Source organism: Tardiphaga sp. OK246 (assembly GCF_900188215.1).
In the GTDB taxonomy this organism is placed as follows: Bacteria; Pseudomonadota; Alphaproteobacteria; order Rhizobiales; family Xanthobacteraceae; genus Tardiphaga; species Tardiphaga robiniae.
On sequence record NZ_FZOX01000001.1, the window covers coordinates 343,992 to 359,757 of the forward strand.

Annotated in this window: 16 protein-coding genes; 6 read left to right on the plus strand and 10 right to left on the minus strand. The window is 63.3% G+C overall.

Annotated elements, in window-relative coordinates; translation table 11 throughout:
- Window positions 1-52: 52 nt before the first annotated feature.
- Together CHC01_RS01680 and CHC01_RS01685 are read right to left on the minus strand one after the other, a co-directional pair.
- On the minus strand, window positions 53-862 hold the full coding sequence (locus CHC01_RS01680; RefSeq protein ID WP_089261895.1) for a 3'(2'),5'-bisphosphate nucleotidase CysQ: 810 nt from the start codon (window positions 860-862) through the stop codon (window positions 53-55).
- A complete protein-coding gene (locus CHC01_RS01685) occupies window positions 849-2,249 on the minus strand; it encodes a TldD/PmbA family protein (protein WP_089263596.1) in 1,401 nt (466 codons plus the stop codon). The genes CHC01_RS01680 and CHC01_RS01685 overlap by 14 nt, the downstream gene beginning before the upstream one ends.
- A gap of 284 nt (window positions 2,250-2,533) precedes the next feature.
- On the opposite strand from CHC01_RS01685, the gene CHC01_RS01690 reads away from it, so the two are divergent.
- Window positions 2,534-3,058, plus strand: coding sequence for a DUF6101 family protein (locus tag CHC01_RS01690; RefSeq protein ID WP_089261897.1), 525 nt, complete (start codon window positions 2,534-2,536; stop codon window positions 3,056-3,058).
- Between the two features lie 28 nt (window positions 3,059-3,086).
- Here CHC01_RS01690 and CHC01_RS01695 read toward each other — a convergent pair whose 3' ends face one another.
- The 7 genes from CHC01_RS01695 to CHC01_RS01725 all read right to left on the minus strand — a co-directional run bounded on the left by CHC01_RS01695 (window position 3,087) and on the right by CHC01_RS01725 (window position 9,572).
- On the minus strand, window positions 3,087-4,529 hold the full coding sequence (locus CHC01_RS01695) for an FAD-binding oxidoreductase (protein WP_244558181.1): 1,443 nt from the start codon (window positions 4,527-4,529) through the stop codon (window positions 3,087-3,089).
- 20 nt (window positions 4,530-4,549) lie between these two features.
- Entirely contained in the window at window positions 4,550-5,545 is a 996-nt protein-coding gene (locus CHC01_RS01700) for a Bug family tripartite tricarboxylate transporter substrate binding protein (protein ID WP_089261899.1), read from the minus strand.
- Between the two features lie 115 nt (window positions 5,546-5,660).
- Complete coding sequence (locus CHC01_RS01705; RefSeq protein ID WP_089261901.1) at window positions 5,661-6,257, minus strand: thiamine pyrophosphate-dependent enzyme; 597 nt, start codon at window positions 6,255-6,257, stop codon at window positions 5,661-5,663.
- The gene (locus CHC01_RS01710) at window positions 6,245-6,787 is read right to left on the minus strand and encodes a thiamine pyrophosphate-binding protein (RefSeq protein ID WP_089261903.1); all 543 of its coding nucleotides are present in this window, start codon (window positions 6,785-6,787) and stop codon (window positions 6,245-6,247) included. The genes CHC01_RS01705 and CHC01_RS01710 overlap by 13 nt, the downstream gene beginning before the upstream one ends.
- Window positions 6,788-6,934: 147 nt before the next feature.
- Window positions 6,935-7,873, minus strand: coding sequence for a LysR substrate-binding domain-containing protein (locus CHC01_RS01715; protein WP_089261905.1), 939 nt, complete (start codon window positions 7,871-7,873; stop codon window positions 6,935-6,937).
- Between the two features lie 33 nt (window positions 7,874-7,906).
- Window positions 7,907-8,839 carry a 4-hydroxybenzoate octaprenyltransferase gene (gene ubiA, locus CHC01_RS01720; protein WP_089261907.1) on the minus strand — a complete coding sequence of 311 codons (933 nt, stop codon included), beginning with the start codon at window positions 8,837-8,839 and terminating at the stop codon, window positions 7,907-7,909.
- Between the two features lie 25 nt (window positions 8,840-8,864).
- Entirely contained in the window at window positions 8,865-9,572 is a 708-nt protein-coding gene (locus CHC01_RS01725) for a hypothetical protein (protein WP_244528406.1), read from the minus strand.
- 205 nt (window positions 9,573-9,777) lie between these two features.
- On the opposite strand from CHC01_RS01725, the gene CHC01_RS01730 reads away from it, so the two are divergent.
- The 5 genes from CHC01_RS01730 (at window position 9,778) to CHC01_RS01750 (ending at window position 14,775) form a co-directional block, all read left to right on the plus strand.
- On the plus strand, window positions 9,778-10,542 hold the full coding sequence (locus tag CHC01_RS01730) for a 16S rRNA (uracil(1498)-N(3))-methyltransferase (protein WP_089261909.1): 765 nt from the start codon (window positions 9,778-9,780) through the stop codon (window positions 10,540-10,542).
- A gap of 113 nt (window positions 10,543-10,655) precedes the next feature.
- Complete coding sequence (locus CHC01_RS01735; RefSeq protein WP_089261911.1) at window positions 10,656-11,822, plus strand: ATP phosphoribosyltransferase regulatory subunit; 1,167 nt, start codon at window positions 10,656-10,658, stop codon at window positions 11,820-11,822.
- Window positions 11,819-12,796, plus strand: a complete 978-nt coding sequence (gene hisG, locus CHC01_RS01740) for an ATP phosphoribosyltransferase (RefSeq protein WP_068733618.1) — start codon at window positions 11,819-11,821, stop codon at window positions 12,794-12,796. The genes CHC01_RS01735 and hisG overlap by 4 nt, the downstream gene beginning before the upstream one ends.
- Before the next feature lie 90 nt (window positions 12,797-12,886).
- Window positions 12,887-13,933, plus strand: a complete 1,047-nt coding sequence (locus CHC01_RS01745) for a glycosyltransferase family 2 protein (protein ID WP_089261913.1) — start codon at window positions 12,887-12,889, stop codon at window positions 13,931-13,933.
- Window positions 13,930-14,775 (plus strand): ChbG/HpnK family deacetylase, encoded by an 846-nt coding sequence (locus CHC01_RS01750; RefSeq protein WP_089261915.1) that lies wholly within the window; start codon window positions 13,930-13,932, stop codon window positions 14,773-14,775. The genes CHC01_RS01745 and CHC01_RS01750 overlap by 4 nt, the downstream gene beginning before the upstream one ends.
- Here the strand turns inward: CHC01_RS01750 and CHC01_RS01755 are convergent.
- Window positions 14,772-15,740, minus strand: coding sequence for a tripartite tricarboxylate transporter substrate-binding protein (locus CHC01_RS01755; RefSeq protein WP_089261917.1), 969 nt, complete (start codon window positions 15,738-15,740; stop codon window positions 14,772-14,774). The two genes, CHC01_RS01750 and CHC01_RS01755, sit on opposite strands and share 4 nt — an antisense overlap.
- Between the last annotated feature and the right edge of the window lie 26 nt (window positions 15,741-15,766).

The following is a 15,766-nucleotide window of genomic DNA, read 5'->3' on the forward strand; positions in this document are numbered from 1 at the left end:
TCCTGCAGCGACCGGCTGCGATCCGATAAGTCAAAGATAGTGGTGCAGCCGGTTAAACCCGGCGGTTCTGGAATTGCTCGACGATGTAAGCATGGCGATCGGCCCCCGCTGCCACCAGCAACCCGTGCGTGACTTCCCGGCGATTATAGAGGATGGGATCGCCCGAAAGCTCGGTCATCCTACCATTCGCTTCGTGCACGATCAAATCTGCGGCGGCCAGATCCCAGTCCCGGCTCTGCCCCCCGGCAAAGGCCGCATCCAGCCGACCATTGGCGATCCAGCACAATCGCAGCGCCAGTGAGCCGATTCGCGGATAAAGGGTGATATCCTGTCTGGGATGGACCATCCGCTCGACCAGAGGTTTCGGGCCCGCCACGCGTGAAAAGTCCATTGCGGAACCGGTCGTGGCCCGAACCGGAACGCCGTTGCAGGTGGTGCCCTGCCCTTTGATCGCCAGGAAAAATTCATCTGTGGATGGCGCAAATACCGCGGCCATCACCGGCCGTGCATCCTCGACCAGCGCGACACAGACACACCAATCCTCGCGACCGGCGAGATAGCTGCGGGTGCCGTCGATGGGATCGATGATCCAGGTCAGTCGCTTACCGAGGCGGGATTCGTCATCGGCGCTCTCCTCCGAGAGCCAGCCGTAATCGGGCGTCGCGGCGCGAAGCCGCTTCTCGATCAGATCGTTGACGGCGATATCCGCTTCGGAGACGGGCGAGGATTCGCCCTTGGTCCATTTCCTAAGTTCTGTACCGAACATTGCGAGGCCGAGCTCGCCGGCCGCCCGCACCGTGTCCGCCATCAGGGCAACATCGTGCGCGAGCCGTTTGTCGGTGTCGAGATCAGCGTCCGGCAATCGTCAGTCCCTCGACGCGCACGGTCGGCGCGTTGACGCCGTATTTGAACGTAAGGTCGTTGGCCGGGATCACCGACTTGAAAATCTCGAACAGATGACCGGCGATGGTGATCTCGCTGACGGCGTAAGTGAGCTTGCCGTTCTCGATCCAGAATCCGCCGGCGCCGCGGCTGTAGTCGCCGGTCACGCCATTGACGCCCGAGCCGATCAGATCGGTGACGTAAAAGCCTTCCTTGATATCGGCGATCAGGTCTTCGGGGCTCACGTCGCCCGCTTCCATATGCAGGTTATACGCGCCGGGCGATGGTGACGACGACACGCCGCGATGCGCGTGACCTGTCGTGGTCATGCCGAGTTCCCGCGCGGTCGCGCAATCCAATAGCCAGGTGGTGAGCACGCCGCCGTCGATGATGGCCTGCTGCTTCGTCGCAACGCCTTCGGCATCGAAGGACTGCGAGCGCAGACCGCGCACGCGCAGCGGATCGTCGATGATGCGGATATTGCTGCTGAAGAGCTGCTTGCCGAGACTGTCCTTGAGGAAGGTTGTCTTGCGCGCGACGGACGCGCCATTGGCGGCACCGATGACGTGACCGACCAGCGAGTTCGAGACGCGCGGATCGTACACCACCGGCACCTTGCAGGTCGGCACCTTGCGCGGATTGGCCCGCGCCACCGTGCGCTCGCCCGCGAGTTTGCCGACACTCGATGGAGAGTCGAGATCAGACGCATGCAGCGCCGAGGTGAAAGCGTAGTCGCGCTCCATCTTGGTGCCGTCGCCGACGATGGCCGTCATCGAGACGCCCTGGCTGGAGCGCAGATAGGAACCGTGGAAACCAGTGGAGGTCACCAGCACCATGCCGCCGATGCCGGTCGAGGCCGATGCACCGCCCGACTTGGTCACGCCCTTCACCGCGAGCGCCGCCGCTTCGGCTTCCACTGCGCGGCGTTCGAGCTCTGTGACCGATGGCACGACGGGATCGAGCAGATCGAGATTGGCAAAGTCGCGCGCAAGCAGCACTGGGTCCGCAAGGCCGACATATTGATCATCAGGTGCGACGCGCGCCATCGCGACAGCACGTTCGGCCAGTTGCGCGACATTATCGCCGGACATGTCATTGGTGGAGATCACCGCCTGACGGCGACCGACGAACACGCGCAATCCCATATCGTCGCCTTCCGAACGCTCGGAGGCTTCGACCTTCCCATCACGCACTTCGACGCCATGCGACACGCCGCGCACCGCAACCGCATCCGCGGCATCCGCACCGGCCTTCCTGGCAGCCTCGACGAGACGCTGCGCCAGCGTGGAGAGTACGGACTGATCGAGCAGATCGGAATTGTCGGATTTCGTGGAGACAGACGACGACGCGTTTGGTGAAGAGTTCACGAACAAAATCCCAACATTGAGAGACGATTTCAACAGGTCCGAAGCGGCGATGGCCGCTGTTAGAGATGTGCTTATTTCGCAGGGACTTCAAGCATTTGCCGCGCCGAAAAGGAAAGAATTTCAGGGCTCTCGCAACGGTTCGTCAATCATGCCTGCCAAGCTTCTGTCAATCATGAAGGGCAGTCGGATTCGATTAACCAGCCTTTTTAAGCCGATTCCGAACCGGCTCTGGCAAGGTCTCCCCATCGACCGGGAACATAATTCCGGCGGGGAGATAAAAAGCCGTGAGGCATCAAACAGCGACAGGTGGGGCCCATGCCCCGGGATCGGGCAGCGCATTGCGGCTCGATCCCCATTCACTTCCGGTTCGTTTCGAGGCGCATGATACCCGCGCCGACGGAGCGATCCGCCATATCGAACTGCATCGCACCCGCGTCGTCCTGCATCGTGCCGTCAGCGGCATGCGTATGGCGATCAATGTGCGCGTCAGCGATTTCCTCGGCGTCACCTTGCGCGGTCTCGACGACGGCAAGATGCTGATGCTCGCGCATCGCGATCCCTCGCTGTCGATTCCGTTGCTGGTCAGTTCGGATCGCGAAGAAATCGACATGGCCTGGCTGATGTGGAGCGAGATCTTCGCGCTTCCGCAATTGCCGGAAGAGAAGACTTACGAACCGTCGCAGCGCCGCCGTCGCCGCAACGCGATTCGCGAGCGCCGCCCGAAATTCCTGGTACGTCGTCGTCCGGGCGGATTGCTCGGTGAAGCCGGTGTCTACAAGGATGAGCGCGAAATCATCGCGCGACACTAAGAAGACAGGGCAGGAGCCTCCTGCCGTCTTACTCTCCCGGCAGTCGCAACACCTTGACCGGATTCATCATCCGGTCGGGATCGAGTGCGAGTTTCACGCGCCGCATCAGATCGAGCTCGACCTCCGACGTGTAGAGCGGAAGCCGGTCGATATGCATGCGGCCGATGCCGTGCTCGGCGCTGATACTGCCGCCACAGGCGACGCTTTCCTGATGCACAATGGTGTTAGCCTCGTGCGCCGCAGCCTCGCGCACCTGCGCATCGCCGATGTCGTAGGGAAACACGACGATCACATGCACATTGCCGTCGCCGACATGGCCGCAATGCGCGACCTGCGCATTCGGCAGCTCGCGCAGCAGCCGACGCGTGACGCGGTCGATGAATTCCGGCAGCGCCGAGATCGGCACCGACGTATCGTTCGACACGGTGAAGCCTTCGCGCTTGTTGGATTCAGAAATCGTGTGCCGCAGGTTCCAGATCCGATCGGCCTTGGCCTGATCGGTTGCGATCACCGCATCACCGATGAGCCCGTCCTCCATCGCTGCGGCCAGTGCGGTCTCGAGGCTTTCCACGGCATTCCAGTCCGCGGCGCTGTCGGCCAGTTCGAGCAGCACATACCACGGGGCTTCGCCCGCCATCGGACTGCCGCTCGCAGAACCATGACGCAGCACGATCTGTAACTGGCTCTGCGACATCAGTTCAAAGGCCTCGACACGACCGCCCGTCGTGCGCTGGAGATACTGCAATAGTTCAACCGCCTGGCCGACCTGATCCATCGACACCATCGCCGTCGCCGAGACGGCGAGCTTCGGATACAGTTTCAGCACAGCGGCGGTGACGATGCCGAGCGTACCCTCGGCTCCGATGAAGAGCTGCTTCAGATCGTAGCCGGTATTGTCCTTGCGCAGCGCCTTGAGGCCATTCCAGATCCGACCGTCTGCCAGCACCACTTCCAGTCCGAGCACCTGTTCGCGCATATTGCCGTAACGCAGCACACCCGTGCCGCCGGCATTGGTGGAGATCAGCCCGCCGACCTCGCAACTGCCGACGCTACCGAGCAGCACGGGAAATTGCCGGTCGTGCTGGTCTGCCAGTGCACGCACATCCGCCAGAATGCAGCCGGCTTCCAGCGTCACCGCATTGTTGAGCGGATCGACATTGCGCACGCGATTGAGCCGCGAGACATTGACGATCAGGCAGTCCGGTCCATCCGGCGCAATGGCACCGCCGGTGAGCCCGGTATTGCCGGCTTGCGGCACGACCGCCACACCGAAGCTGCGGCAGACGCCCATCAGTGCCGCAACTTCCTCCGTACTTCCCGGCAGGGCTACAGCGACAGCAGCCCCGCGATAACGGGCGCGCCAGTCTTGCTGATAGGAATCGGCATCCGCACCAGTACGCACATATTTGCCGCCAACGACTGCGGCCACGGCAGCAAGAAATGCAGCAGGATCAGCTTTCAGAGACGTCAACACGCTATCCTTCCGCAGAGCTACTCAGCCTTCAGACCGGCGGCCTGGATGATCGGGCCCCACTTCACGCCCTCGGCTTTGACCTGCGCCTCGAGCTCGGCGCCGGTCGAGCCCACCGGATCGCCGCTCAGCTCACGCAACTGCTTCGCCACGTCCGGATCCGCCACGGCCTTGCGGAACTCTGAACTCAACCGCTCGGCCAGCGCCGGCGCCATGCCGGGTGGGCCGAACACCGCGTTCCAAGTGTAGGTCTCGTAATCAGGCAAGCCGGACTCGGCAACGGTCGGGATATCAGGGAAGGACGGCGACCGCTTCTTGGTCGTAACGGCCAGCGTGCGGATCGAGCCCGCCTTGATGAACGGTGCCGCGCCGCTGAGCACGTCGAACAGAACCGGGATCTGTCCGCCCATCAGGTCGTTCATGGCCGGCGCACCGCCGCGATAGGGCACGTGCTCCATCTTCACGCCGGCCTGTACTTTAAAGAGCTCGCCCGACAGATTCGGCGGCGTACCCACGCCGGACGACCCGTAACTATATTTGGTCGGATCGGCCTTGAGCAGCGCGATGAGTTCGCCGACGGTGGTCGCCTTCACCTGCTTGGACACCATCAACACATTGGGCACCGTCACCAGCATCGAGATCGCCGTGAAATCCTTGACCGGATCGTAAGGCGGCACCTTCGCCATCAGAGGATTGATGGTGTGGGTAGAGATAGTGCCCATCAGCAGCGTCAGCCCGTCGGGTTTCGCACGCGCGACCCGCGTGGCACCGACAACACCTCCTGCCCCGCCGACATTTTCAATGAGGATGGTCTGCCCGATCTGATCGGAGACCTTCTTGGCCACATGCCGGCTGACAATGTCGGTGGCCCCGCCAGCTGCGAAAGGCACGACCAGCGTGATCGGGCTTTTCGGCAGGTCTGCCTGCGCCCAGACACTGGTACCTGGAATCATCATGCTGGACGCCGTGACGGCTGCCGAGCGGCAGAACGTGCGGCGTGTGATCTTGCTCGCCATTGTTTCCCTACCCTTGATGATGTTTTTGTTGCCCACACTGGTTTTCCAGCATTGGGTCTTCCAGCGATCGTCAAAAGGGCGCCGCATCTATTTCGATGGGCGCCCTTCCGTTGGTTCAGAGCGGCGCGTGTCCGAGCGCTGCGCGGAATCGGTTCTTCACATAGACACCATCACGCGGCGGCAGCACGCGCGGCGGGTTTTCCGCTTTCACTTTGATCGTCGCGAGCTTGACGCCATCGCGCGACGACAGCCGACCGCGCAGATCATCGACGCCAGCCATGTCGCGGATCTCACGCGTCCAACCGAAACCGCAGGCTTGCGCCACGCGATCGAGATTGACGCCGAGCCCGGCATGGCTGACCTGCATGCCGGTCTCGCCGAAATGCCCGTTGTCGAGGATGGCGATGGTGAGATTGGCAGGTTTGCGCGTGGCAATGGTGGCAAGCCCGCCCATGCCCATCAGCATCTCGCCATCGCCGGTGATGACCAGCACCGAATGGTCGGGCTTCGCCGCCGCCAACCCAAGCCCGACCATGGCGGCGCTGCCCATCGCCGCCCAGAGATAGTAGTTGTTGTCGTGGTCGCCGGCAGCCATCACGTCATAAGACGGTGAGCCGAGGCCGGTGACCACGAGCAGATCCTTGCGGCCGGCCAGCAGCTTCTGCACGACCTCGCGGCGATCGAGCGCGCCGGTTGCGTTTACTTGACCCACTGCTTCTCTCCGATCAAACGCTGCCCCAGGAGCAATGCGCAGGCCGCATCGCCATTGAATGCCATCGACGCGGCACCATGCAACAGCGGTGCTACATCCTGCGGCTCATCGGCGCGCCAAGTCAGCACGCCCATCAGGTTGAGCGCCTTCTCCGTCGCCTGCCCCATCGGATTCTGCCACGCATTGAACTCCGCCCAGTCGCCGCGCATGGTCACGACCATCAGCAGCGGAAAGCGCGTGCAAGCCTGCAGTGCCAGCGTATTGATGCAGTTGCCGACGCCGCTCGACTGCATCAGCAGCGCACCGCGCTCGCCGCCGAGCCAGGCACCTGCGAGATAGCCGATGCCTTCCTCCTCGGTGGTCAGCACCACGGAATTGATCGCATTGTCTTCGTCGGCGAGACGGATCGCCGTGGAGTGGCCGGCATCGGGCACATAGACGATGTGCTTGACGTCGGCCTCCTTCAGGATGCGGAACACATCGTGCCGCCAATCCACCTGTGAACCGGGCGTGGGCCCTGCATCTGACATTCCAGTCTCCGTTGCTTGCAGCATAGCGCTGACTCACGCTTAGCCCAAAGCAGACGGCCCGACGCATACCGATTTGCTCGAAGAGATATGCCGAGATTTGATCTCTGGCGTTGCAGCACTCGACAGCGCGCGAATGGTGCGACGCAGCTACGTTTTCCTGGGATCGATCATGTGTCCAACCCAGATATTCCGGGCGACGAGATCGGCCGCGATCTCCGTGAATGTATCGCCGACGAAGCGCGCCGCCGCGCTGACCGAACGGTCTGCCGGATAGGCCAGCACCAGCTTGCGCGCTGGTGTGGGATCGACCAGCGGCGCCGCACAGAGCACGCCGCTCTCGACCAGCGCATGGATCGGCGCGAGCGGCAAAGCAGTGGAGCCAACACCGTTGCGCACCAGATCGATCATCGCACCGAAGGAGTCCGCTTCGACACTGCCACGTAACTGGATGCCGGCTTGTCGCGCGCATTCCTCCATGATTCCGCGCAAGCCATGGCGGAGGCTCGGCAGAACCAGTTCTTCATGGGCCAGTGCCGCGAACGGAACGGGACGATCCATGCGCAATCCCTTGCTGCCGGCGCTGACGAACAGCAGGTTCTCCATCATCACCGGCACGATGCGCAGTGAACGCAGCGGCTGCGGATCGTAGGACACGGCGAGCTCCAGTTCGCCGCGTTGCAGCCAGTCGAGCAGATGGCCCGTGAAGGCCGATGACAGCCGGATTGAGAGCTGCGGATGCACCTCCTTGATCTTCTTCACCAGGGGAACGGTGACGATCTCGGCCACGGTCGGCGTCGTGCCGATGGAGACGAGCCCCTTGAACGACGCGCTCTCTTCGGATGTGACATTGCGAATAGCGTCAAGCTCGGTCATCACGCGGGTGGCGTGGTTGAGAACTTCGCGGCCGATCTCCGTGATAACCATGCCGCGCCCGTGCCGCTCGAACAGCGCGGCGCCAAGTTCCTTTTCAAGTAATCTGATCTGCCGGCTCAAGGCCGGCTGCGCGATGCGAAGGCGATCGGCGGCCTTGCTCAGGCTTCCCAGTTCGGCCACGTGGATGAGTGTCTTGAGCTGCGCGACGTCCATCTCTGCGGTCCACCAATGCCTGGGAAGGCGCGATTACGCCGCCCGCATGATGGCATCCACCAGCAATCCTGCAAACAGCAGCAGCCCCGCGTCACGGTTGGACTTAAACAGCCGCAGGCATAATGCGGAGTCGCTGATATCGATGCGGGTGACCTGCCAGGCCAAGTGCGCCGCGAACGCCGCGAGGCCGAGCCATGCCGGCCAGCGCGCGCCAGCCAGTGCTAGCGCCGCGCCGATCAGCAACACGGCAAGCCCGTAGAACAGCGTCAGCGCGGCCTGCGTGCGTTCCCCAAACAGCAGCGCGGTGGACTTCACTCCGATCAGCGCGTCGTCCTCGGTGTCTTGATGAGCGTAGAGCGTGTCATAGGCGATCACCCAGCAGATCGAACCCGCGTACAAAGCCAGCGCTGTTGCATCGATGCGGCCGAACACGACAGCAAAGCCCATCAGCGCGCCCCACGAGAAGGCGAGGCCCAGCACGCTCTGTGGCCAGTAGGTGATGCGCTTCATGAAGGGATAGGCGGCAACGATGCCAAGCGAGGCGATGCCGGTGGCAATGGCGAAGGTGTTGAACTGCAGCAGCACCACAAGGCCGATGAGGGCCTGCAGCACCAGAAATGCAAAAGCCTGTTTCGCCGTGACCTGCCCGGCCGGAATCGGCCGCGAGCGCGTGCGCTCCACCTTCGCATCGAGGTCACGATCGGTGATGTCGTTCCAGGTGCAGCCGGCGCCGCGCATGACAAAAGCACCGATGAAGAACAGCGCGATCATCTTGGGCAATTGATGGATATCGTGCGCCATGCCGGAGGCGAGCGCCGCCGACCACCAGCACGGCATCAGCAATAGCCATGAGCCGATCGGACGATCGAAGCGCGACAGCCGCAGATAGGGCCGCGACCACAACGGCGCCGAGCGATCGACCCAGTTGCCGGTCGCATCCGCAACGCGGGCGGCCGCGTCGCTCATCGGAACAGAATGATCTGCCACCCGATCATCGGGTGAGCACGTTGCCGTTCAGCGTATCGAAGGTGGTGCCGCCGCTCTTGCGCGCATTGTTCGCTTCCGGCAGCGACGCTGAGGAGCCCAGCACGTCGCTCAGACGCGGCGCTGCCACCGGGCCGCCACCACCGCCACCCCGTTGCTGCTGCGCGACGCTGCAGACCTTCTGCCGCATGCCTTCAGTGTTCTTGTGGCCGGTCTTCATCTGTTCGCCGACATTGGGCGGAATGCCGCACTTCTGCGCATTCGCCTCGATGTATTTGATCATCTTGACTTCGGTCTGCGAGAAAGAGGTGATCAGCTTGCAGGCCTCGTCCGGAGGCGCGCGACGCTCGCTCGCAGCCTTGATGGCAGCGCCCTTCTTTTCGGCGTCCTGGCGCAGGGGCAGAAAGCCCTTCATGCAATCTTCGCCGCCGGGCGGCCCCGCCTGTTGCTGCGGAGGAGCGCCAAAGCCGCCACCACCGATCGGCGCAGCGCCGTTGGAGGGAAACGCGCTGGGCGCAGTGGCCGCACCATTGACCGGCGGAAATGGCGATGCGCTGGCAGGCGCACCGTTCACCGGCGGGAACGGCGACGAACTCGCAGGCGCGGCCGAGCTGTTGCCCGGCAGCGGCGCGGGAAACGCGCCCTGGGCATGAACTTCGATAGCCTGCATGGCGAACACGGCCATGGACAGCGGCACAATCAAACGACGGATGATCACAGATATTCCTCCGGCAGCTCAGTGCCCCGATCGATCGGGGGCGAAGCCCATCCTGATTCAGGACTTTCTACGATTCCTGCCAAGCCTTAACAACCCACCAACAGCACGCGGATTCGGGCGGCAGCGCGGCGCAAACCCGCGTTCTCGCATGATAATTCGTCGCAGTTGGGCTAAAGCTCGCCCTCTGAATGGAACATGAACGATGCCGCAAGCCGATTTCCGCAGTCCCCGCCTGTTTGTCGATGCGCCTTTTGCAGCCGACGCAACCATTTCGCTCGACCGCAACCAGAGCAATTACCTCGGCAATGTGCTGCGGCTGGGCTCCGGCGCCTCGGTGCTGGTGTTCAACGGCAAGGACGGCGAATGGCAGGCCGCCATTTCCGGCGGCAAGCGGGCAGACCGCCTGACCCTGCTGACCCAGGTCCGGCCGCAGGACCGCTTGCCCGACGTGACCTATGTATTCGCCCCGCTGAAACACGCCCGGCTGGACTACATGGTCCAGAAGGCCATCGAAATGGGCGCGGCGGCACTGCAGCCGGTGATGACGCGCTTTACGCAGGCCAGCCGGGTGAATACCGAGCGGATGCGCGCCAACGTGGTCGAGGCGGCCGAACAATGCGGAATTCTGAGCGTGGCCAGCGTCGCCGAGCCGCTGAACCTGCCCAAGTATCTCGACCAGCGGGAGGCCAAACGGCTGCTGATCTTCTGCGACGAGGCCGCGGAAGTGGCAGATCCCATGGCCGCGCTGACTGGCGCCCGGGAGGCCGCCTCAGCCGGAATCGATGTGCTGATCGGCCCGGAAGGCGGCTTTGCCGACGAGGAACGGGCTTTGCTGCTGAAACAGGCCAATATTCTCCGGCTGGCACTGGGTCCGCGGATCATGCGCGCCGATACGGCGGCGGTGGCTGCGCTGGCACTGGTGCAGACGGCCCTTGGTGACTGGAATGGTAACCAAGTAGGCAAATAGCCCGCTGCCATGACCCGACATTAAGGCCACCGGGTGATGGTGGTCGAAACGTCGCAACCGCCATGCTATGGGCTGCGCCAACGACCACTCTGTTGAGATTGCTGGACTTCGAGATGACCAAACCCGCCGCCCCTCGCGCGACCGGATCCGCCGCCTGGGCGGATGCGCTGCTGTTGTCGTTTGCCGAGGCCGGCTACGCCCATGCCGAGCCGGCGATCCTGCAGCCGGCCGATCCGTTCCTCGATATGTCCGGCGAAGACATCCGCAAGAGCCTGTATCTGACGACCGACGCGTCGGGCGAAGAGCTGTGCCTGCGGCCGGATCTCACGATCCCCGTGGCGCGCGACTATCTCGCCTCATCGCAGGCAGGCCAGCCCGCCGGCTTCAGCTATCTCGGCCCGGTGTTCCGCTATCGGCAGGGCACGCCCAGCGAATTCCAGCAAGCCGGCATCGAATCCTTCGGCCGTCAGGACCGCGCAGCCGCCGATGCCGAAATGCTGGCGCTCGGCCTCGAGGCGACGGCCGCCTTTGGCCTCAGCGAAATCGAGATCCGCACCGGCGATGTCGCACTGTTCGCGGCGCTGATCGAGGCGCTCGACCTCTATCCGGTGTGGAAGCGCCGGCTGATGAAAGACTTCAACCGCAAGATCAGCCTGACCCACGATCTCGACCGGCTGACCCTCGCAGAGTCGCCGGTCCGCAACGAATATGAAGGCGTGCTCGCTGCTCTCGCGGGCTCCGACCGCAAGGCAGCGCTGGCACTGGTCACCGACCTGATGTCGATCGCCGGCGCCACCAATGTCGGCGGCCGTTCGGTGGCGGAAATCGCCGATCGCTTCCTCGAACAGTCGACGCTGAAAGGCGGCGCACTGCCGCGCGATGCGCTGGTGCTGATCAAGCGCTTCCTCGCGATATCAGGCGATCCCGACGATGCCCTGCAGCAACTGCGCAAGCTCGCCTCCGATGCCAAACTCAATATCACGGCCGCCATCGACGAATTTGAAAGCCGCATCGGCTTCATGGCGGCGCGCGGTATCGATACCACCAAGACGCGTTTCTCGACGTCGTTCGGCCGCGGCGTCGACTACTACACCGGCTTCGAATTCGAGCTGCACCGCAAGGGCAATGGCACCGAGCCGCTGGTCGCCGGCGGCCGGTATGACGGACTGCTGACGCAGCTCGGCTCCGCTACGCCGATCCCTGCGGTCGGCTTCTCGATCTGGATCGAAGCCCTCACTCACAACGCGTCCTCGGCGCTGGTTTCCGGGAGCGCGTCATGACCGCACCATTCGTCCTTGCCGTTCCCTCCAAGGGCCGGCTGCAGGAAAACGCCGAAGCCTTCTTCACCCGCGCCGGTCTGACGTTGGCGAAGCCGGGCGGCGTGCGCGATTACCGCGGCACCATTGCCGGATTCGACAATGTCGAAATCGCCTATCTCTCGGCCAGCGAGATCGCCTCGAACCTGGCGCGCGGCGCCGTGCATCTCGGCATCACCGGCGAAGATCTGCTGCGCGAGAGCATCCCCGACGCCGACAAGAAGGTCGCTTTGATCGATGGCCTGGGCTTTGGCAGCGCCAATGTGGTCGTTGCCGTGCCTCAGGCCTGGATCGACGTCCGCACCATGGCCGATCTCGATGACGTTACCACCGGCTTCCGCGCGCAGCACAATCGCCGCATGCGCGTCGCCACGAAGTATATCAACCTGACGCGCAACTTCTTCGCGTCGCACGGCGTGGTCGACTATCGCATCGTCGAAAGCGCCGGCGCCACCGAAGGCGCACCGGCCACCGGCACGGCCGAACTGATCGTCGATATCACCACCACCGGCGCGACCCTCGTCGCCAATGGTCTCAAGGTACTCGATGACGGCGTCATCCTGCGCAGCCAGGCCAATCTCGTCGCCTCGCGCGCCGCCGACTGGTCGGCGCAGTCTCTGGAAACTGCGCGCATCATTCTCGACCACATTGCCGCGCGCGCCCGCGCCAGCAAATACAAGGAAGTGCGCACCCGCTTCGCCGGCTGCAATCAGGCGCTCCTCACCGAGGCACACAACCGCTTCGGCGTGGTGTCGCCGTTCGGCGGCCCGACCTCGTCGGGCATGATCACGCTGCACTGCCCGCCGGCGCAGCTTTACGCGCTGAGCAGCTTCCTGCGTGCCAACGGCGCAGATACCGTCTCGGTCGCCTCGCTCGACTATGTGATGGATCGCGAGAATCCGCTGTTCGCCAAACTTGAGGCGTTCTTGCGGCAGTAACGCGCAGCGCGGCGTTTCGCCTTGCTGGCGGACGCACTGGCTGATTACCATATGATTCATGAGCGTATTTTGGATATCGGAATCTGATCGATGATGCTGGGCAGCGACGTATCGAGCCTGTCGACCGATGCCGCGACCGCCGCGGCACAAGGCCTGTCGATCGTTGTGCCTGTTTACAACGAGGCGCCCGGCCTTGCTCTGTTTCATGAGCGGCTGGCGACGCTCGCGACGACACTGAAAGAACGCCACGGCCTCGCCTGCGAAGTCGTCTATATCGATGACGGCAGCGCCGATGGCACGCTGGCGGTTGCGCGCAGCCTGCAAGCCACGTCGCTCGACGTTCAGGTCGTGTCACTGTCGCGCAATTTCGGCAAGGAAGCCGCGCTGATGGCAGGGCTCGACCATGTCACCAAGGGCGCGGTTCTGTTCATGGATGGCGACGGCCAACATCCGCCGTCACTGGTCGAACAGCTGGTGCGGCACTGGATCGTCGAAGGTTATGACGTCGTCTATACCGCCAAGGCCCATCGCGACAACGAGTCCTTCCTGCGCCGCCAGGCCGTGCGCGGCTTCTATGCGCTGATCAACTGGGGCGCGCGGCAGAAGATCCCGGAAGATGCCGGCGACTTCCGTCTGCTGTCACCGCGTGCGGCTGCGGCGTTGCGCCAGTTGCCGGAGCGCAACCGGTTCTTCAAGGGACTGGCGACCTGGATCGGCTTCCGCCAGCTCCGCGTCGACTACGAACCGGCGGCACGCGAGCACGGCGTGACCTCGTTCAATCCGAAGCAGTTGATCGGCCTGTCGATCGAAGGCCTGACCTCGTTCTCGGTGGCTCCGCTGCGTTTCGCCAGCCTGCTCGGTCTTCTGCTCGCCTTCGGCGCGTTCCTGTTCGGTCTGTCGATCCTGTGGGAGACATGGGTCTCCGGCAAATCGGTACCGGGCTATCCATCGCTGGTCGTCGGCCTGATGACCCTCGGCGGCGTGCAGCTGATCATGATCGGCGTGCTCGGCGAATATATCGGCAAGATCCTGTCCGAACTGAAGGCGCGGCCGATCTATTTCGTCGCCGAACACAGCGTGAAGCGCAACACCCCCGATAGTGTGACGCAAACCACCGACCGGACCGCTGCCGAATGACCGGCGCAGCCCTGCGCCGCATCACACTCTGCGCCGACGATTACGGCATCAGCCCCGGCGTCAATCGGGGCATCCGCGAACTCATTGCGCTCGGACGCCTCAACGCCACATCTGTGATGGTGGTCGGTCCTGCAATTTCGCGCGATGACGTGAGTGCGTTGCAGGACGCCGTCGCCAAGAATCCGAATTGCGAGATCGGGCTGCACGCGACACTGACCGCCCCGTTTCATCCGCTGACGATGCACTACCGGCCGCTGCTCGACGAGCTGTTCCTGCCGCTTGGCAAGATGCTGCGCTTCAGCCTGTTGCGAAAACTCGATCGCGAGGCGATCGAGACCGAGCTGACTACGCAGATCGCGAAGTTTGTGGCCCTGTTCGGGCGCGCCCCCGACTATGTCGACGGGCACCAGCACGTACAGACCTTCCCGCAGGTGCGCGATGCGCTCCTCGCTGCGGTGAGGAAAAATGCGCCGACGGCCTGGGTCCGCCAATCCGGCCGTGTGCTGCCGTTAGGCCAACGCCTCGATAATCCGAAGGCGCTGCTGCTCGACACGCTCAGCGCCACGTTCCGCCGACGTGCGACGCGCGCCGGCGTGACGTTCAATCCGGGATTTGCCGGCGCCTATGACTTCACCAAGCATGCCGACTTCGGCACGCTCATGGCCGGTTTCCTCAACGACCTTCCGGATGGCGGACTCGTGATGTGCCACCCGGGTCATGTCGATGAGATCCTGATCGACCTCGACCCGTTCACCGACCAGCGCGAGCGCGAATATCAATATCTGGCAAGCGATGCCTTCGTGCAGTTGCTGGCGACAAACAACGTCACGCTGGCGCGCTAGTCGGCAAACTGTCCACTCGCCTTGATGATCGGCGCCCAGCGATCGACCTCGCTATCGAGCTGCTTCTTCAATGCCTGCGGCGTCGCCTGATCCTGCGGCACCGGATCGGTGTTGATGTCGTTGAAGCGCTTGATCAGTTCGGGATCGCGCAACGAATCCTGCAGCACCTTCGCCAGTTTCTGCACGATATCGTCAGGAGTTCCCTTTGGCGCGTAGATGCCATGCCAGGCGCCCGCCTCAAAACCCTTCAGGCCGGCTTCATCCGCGGTGGGCAGGTCCGGCATGGACGACAAACGCGTCTTCGTCGTGATCGCGTAGCTCTTCACAAGTTTCGCCGCGATCGGGCCGGTGGTGTTGGTGGTCTGGTCACAAGTGAGATCGATCTGGCCGGCGATCAGATCGTTCATCACCGGGCCGTTGCCCTTGTAGGGCACCGACAGGATCTGCTTGTCGATGGCATTCATGAACATCAGGCCACAGAGCTGCGAGGCGGCGCCGAGGCCGGCATTGCCGAATGTCATCTTGTCGCCGTTGGCCTTGATATAGGTGATCAGCTCGGCGAGCGTGTTCGGCGGCAGGTTCGGCCTGGAGATGATGGTCATCGGCGCATTGGTGACGAGGCCGATCGGCGCGAAGGCGGTCTTGGTATCGTAAGGCAGTTTGCGATACAGCGTCGCAGCCGTAGAAATTCCGATGTGATGGATCAGGATCGTGTAGCCGTCCGGCTCGGCGCGAGCCGCGCGTGCGGCGGCAATGGTGCCGCCGGCGCCTGTGGCATTTTCAATGATGATGGTCTGGCCGAGGATCTTCGACATTGTCGCAGCGGTGACGCGCGCAACGGTGTCGGTGGCACCGCCGGCCGCGAACGGCACCAGCATGGTGATCGGCCTGTTGGGATAGCCCTGTGCGAAGGCAGCGGAGCTTGCCAGCGTAATCGCAAACGCAAGTGTAGCTGTGACTTTCATGAGATCCTCCCTGAATATTGTTTTGA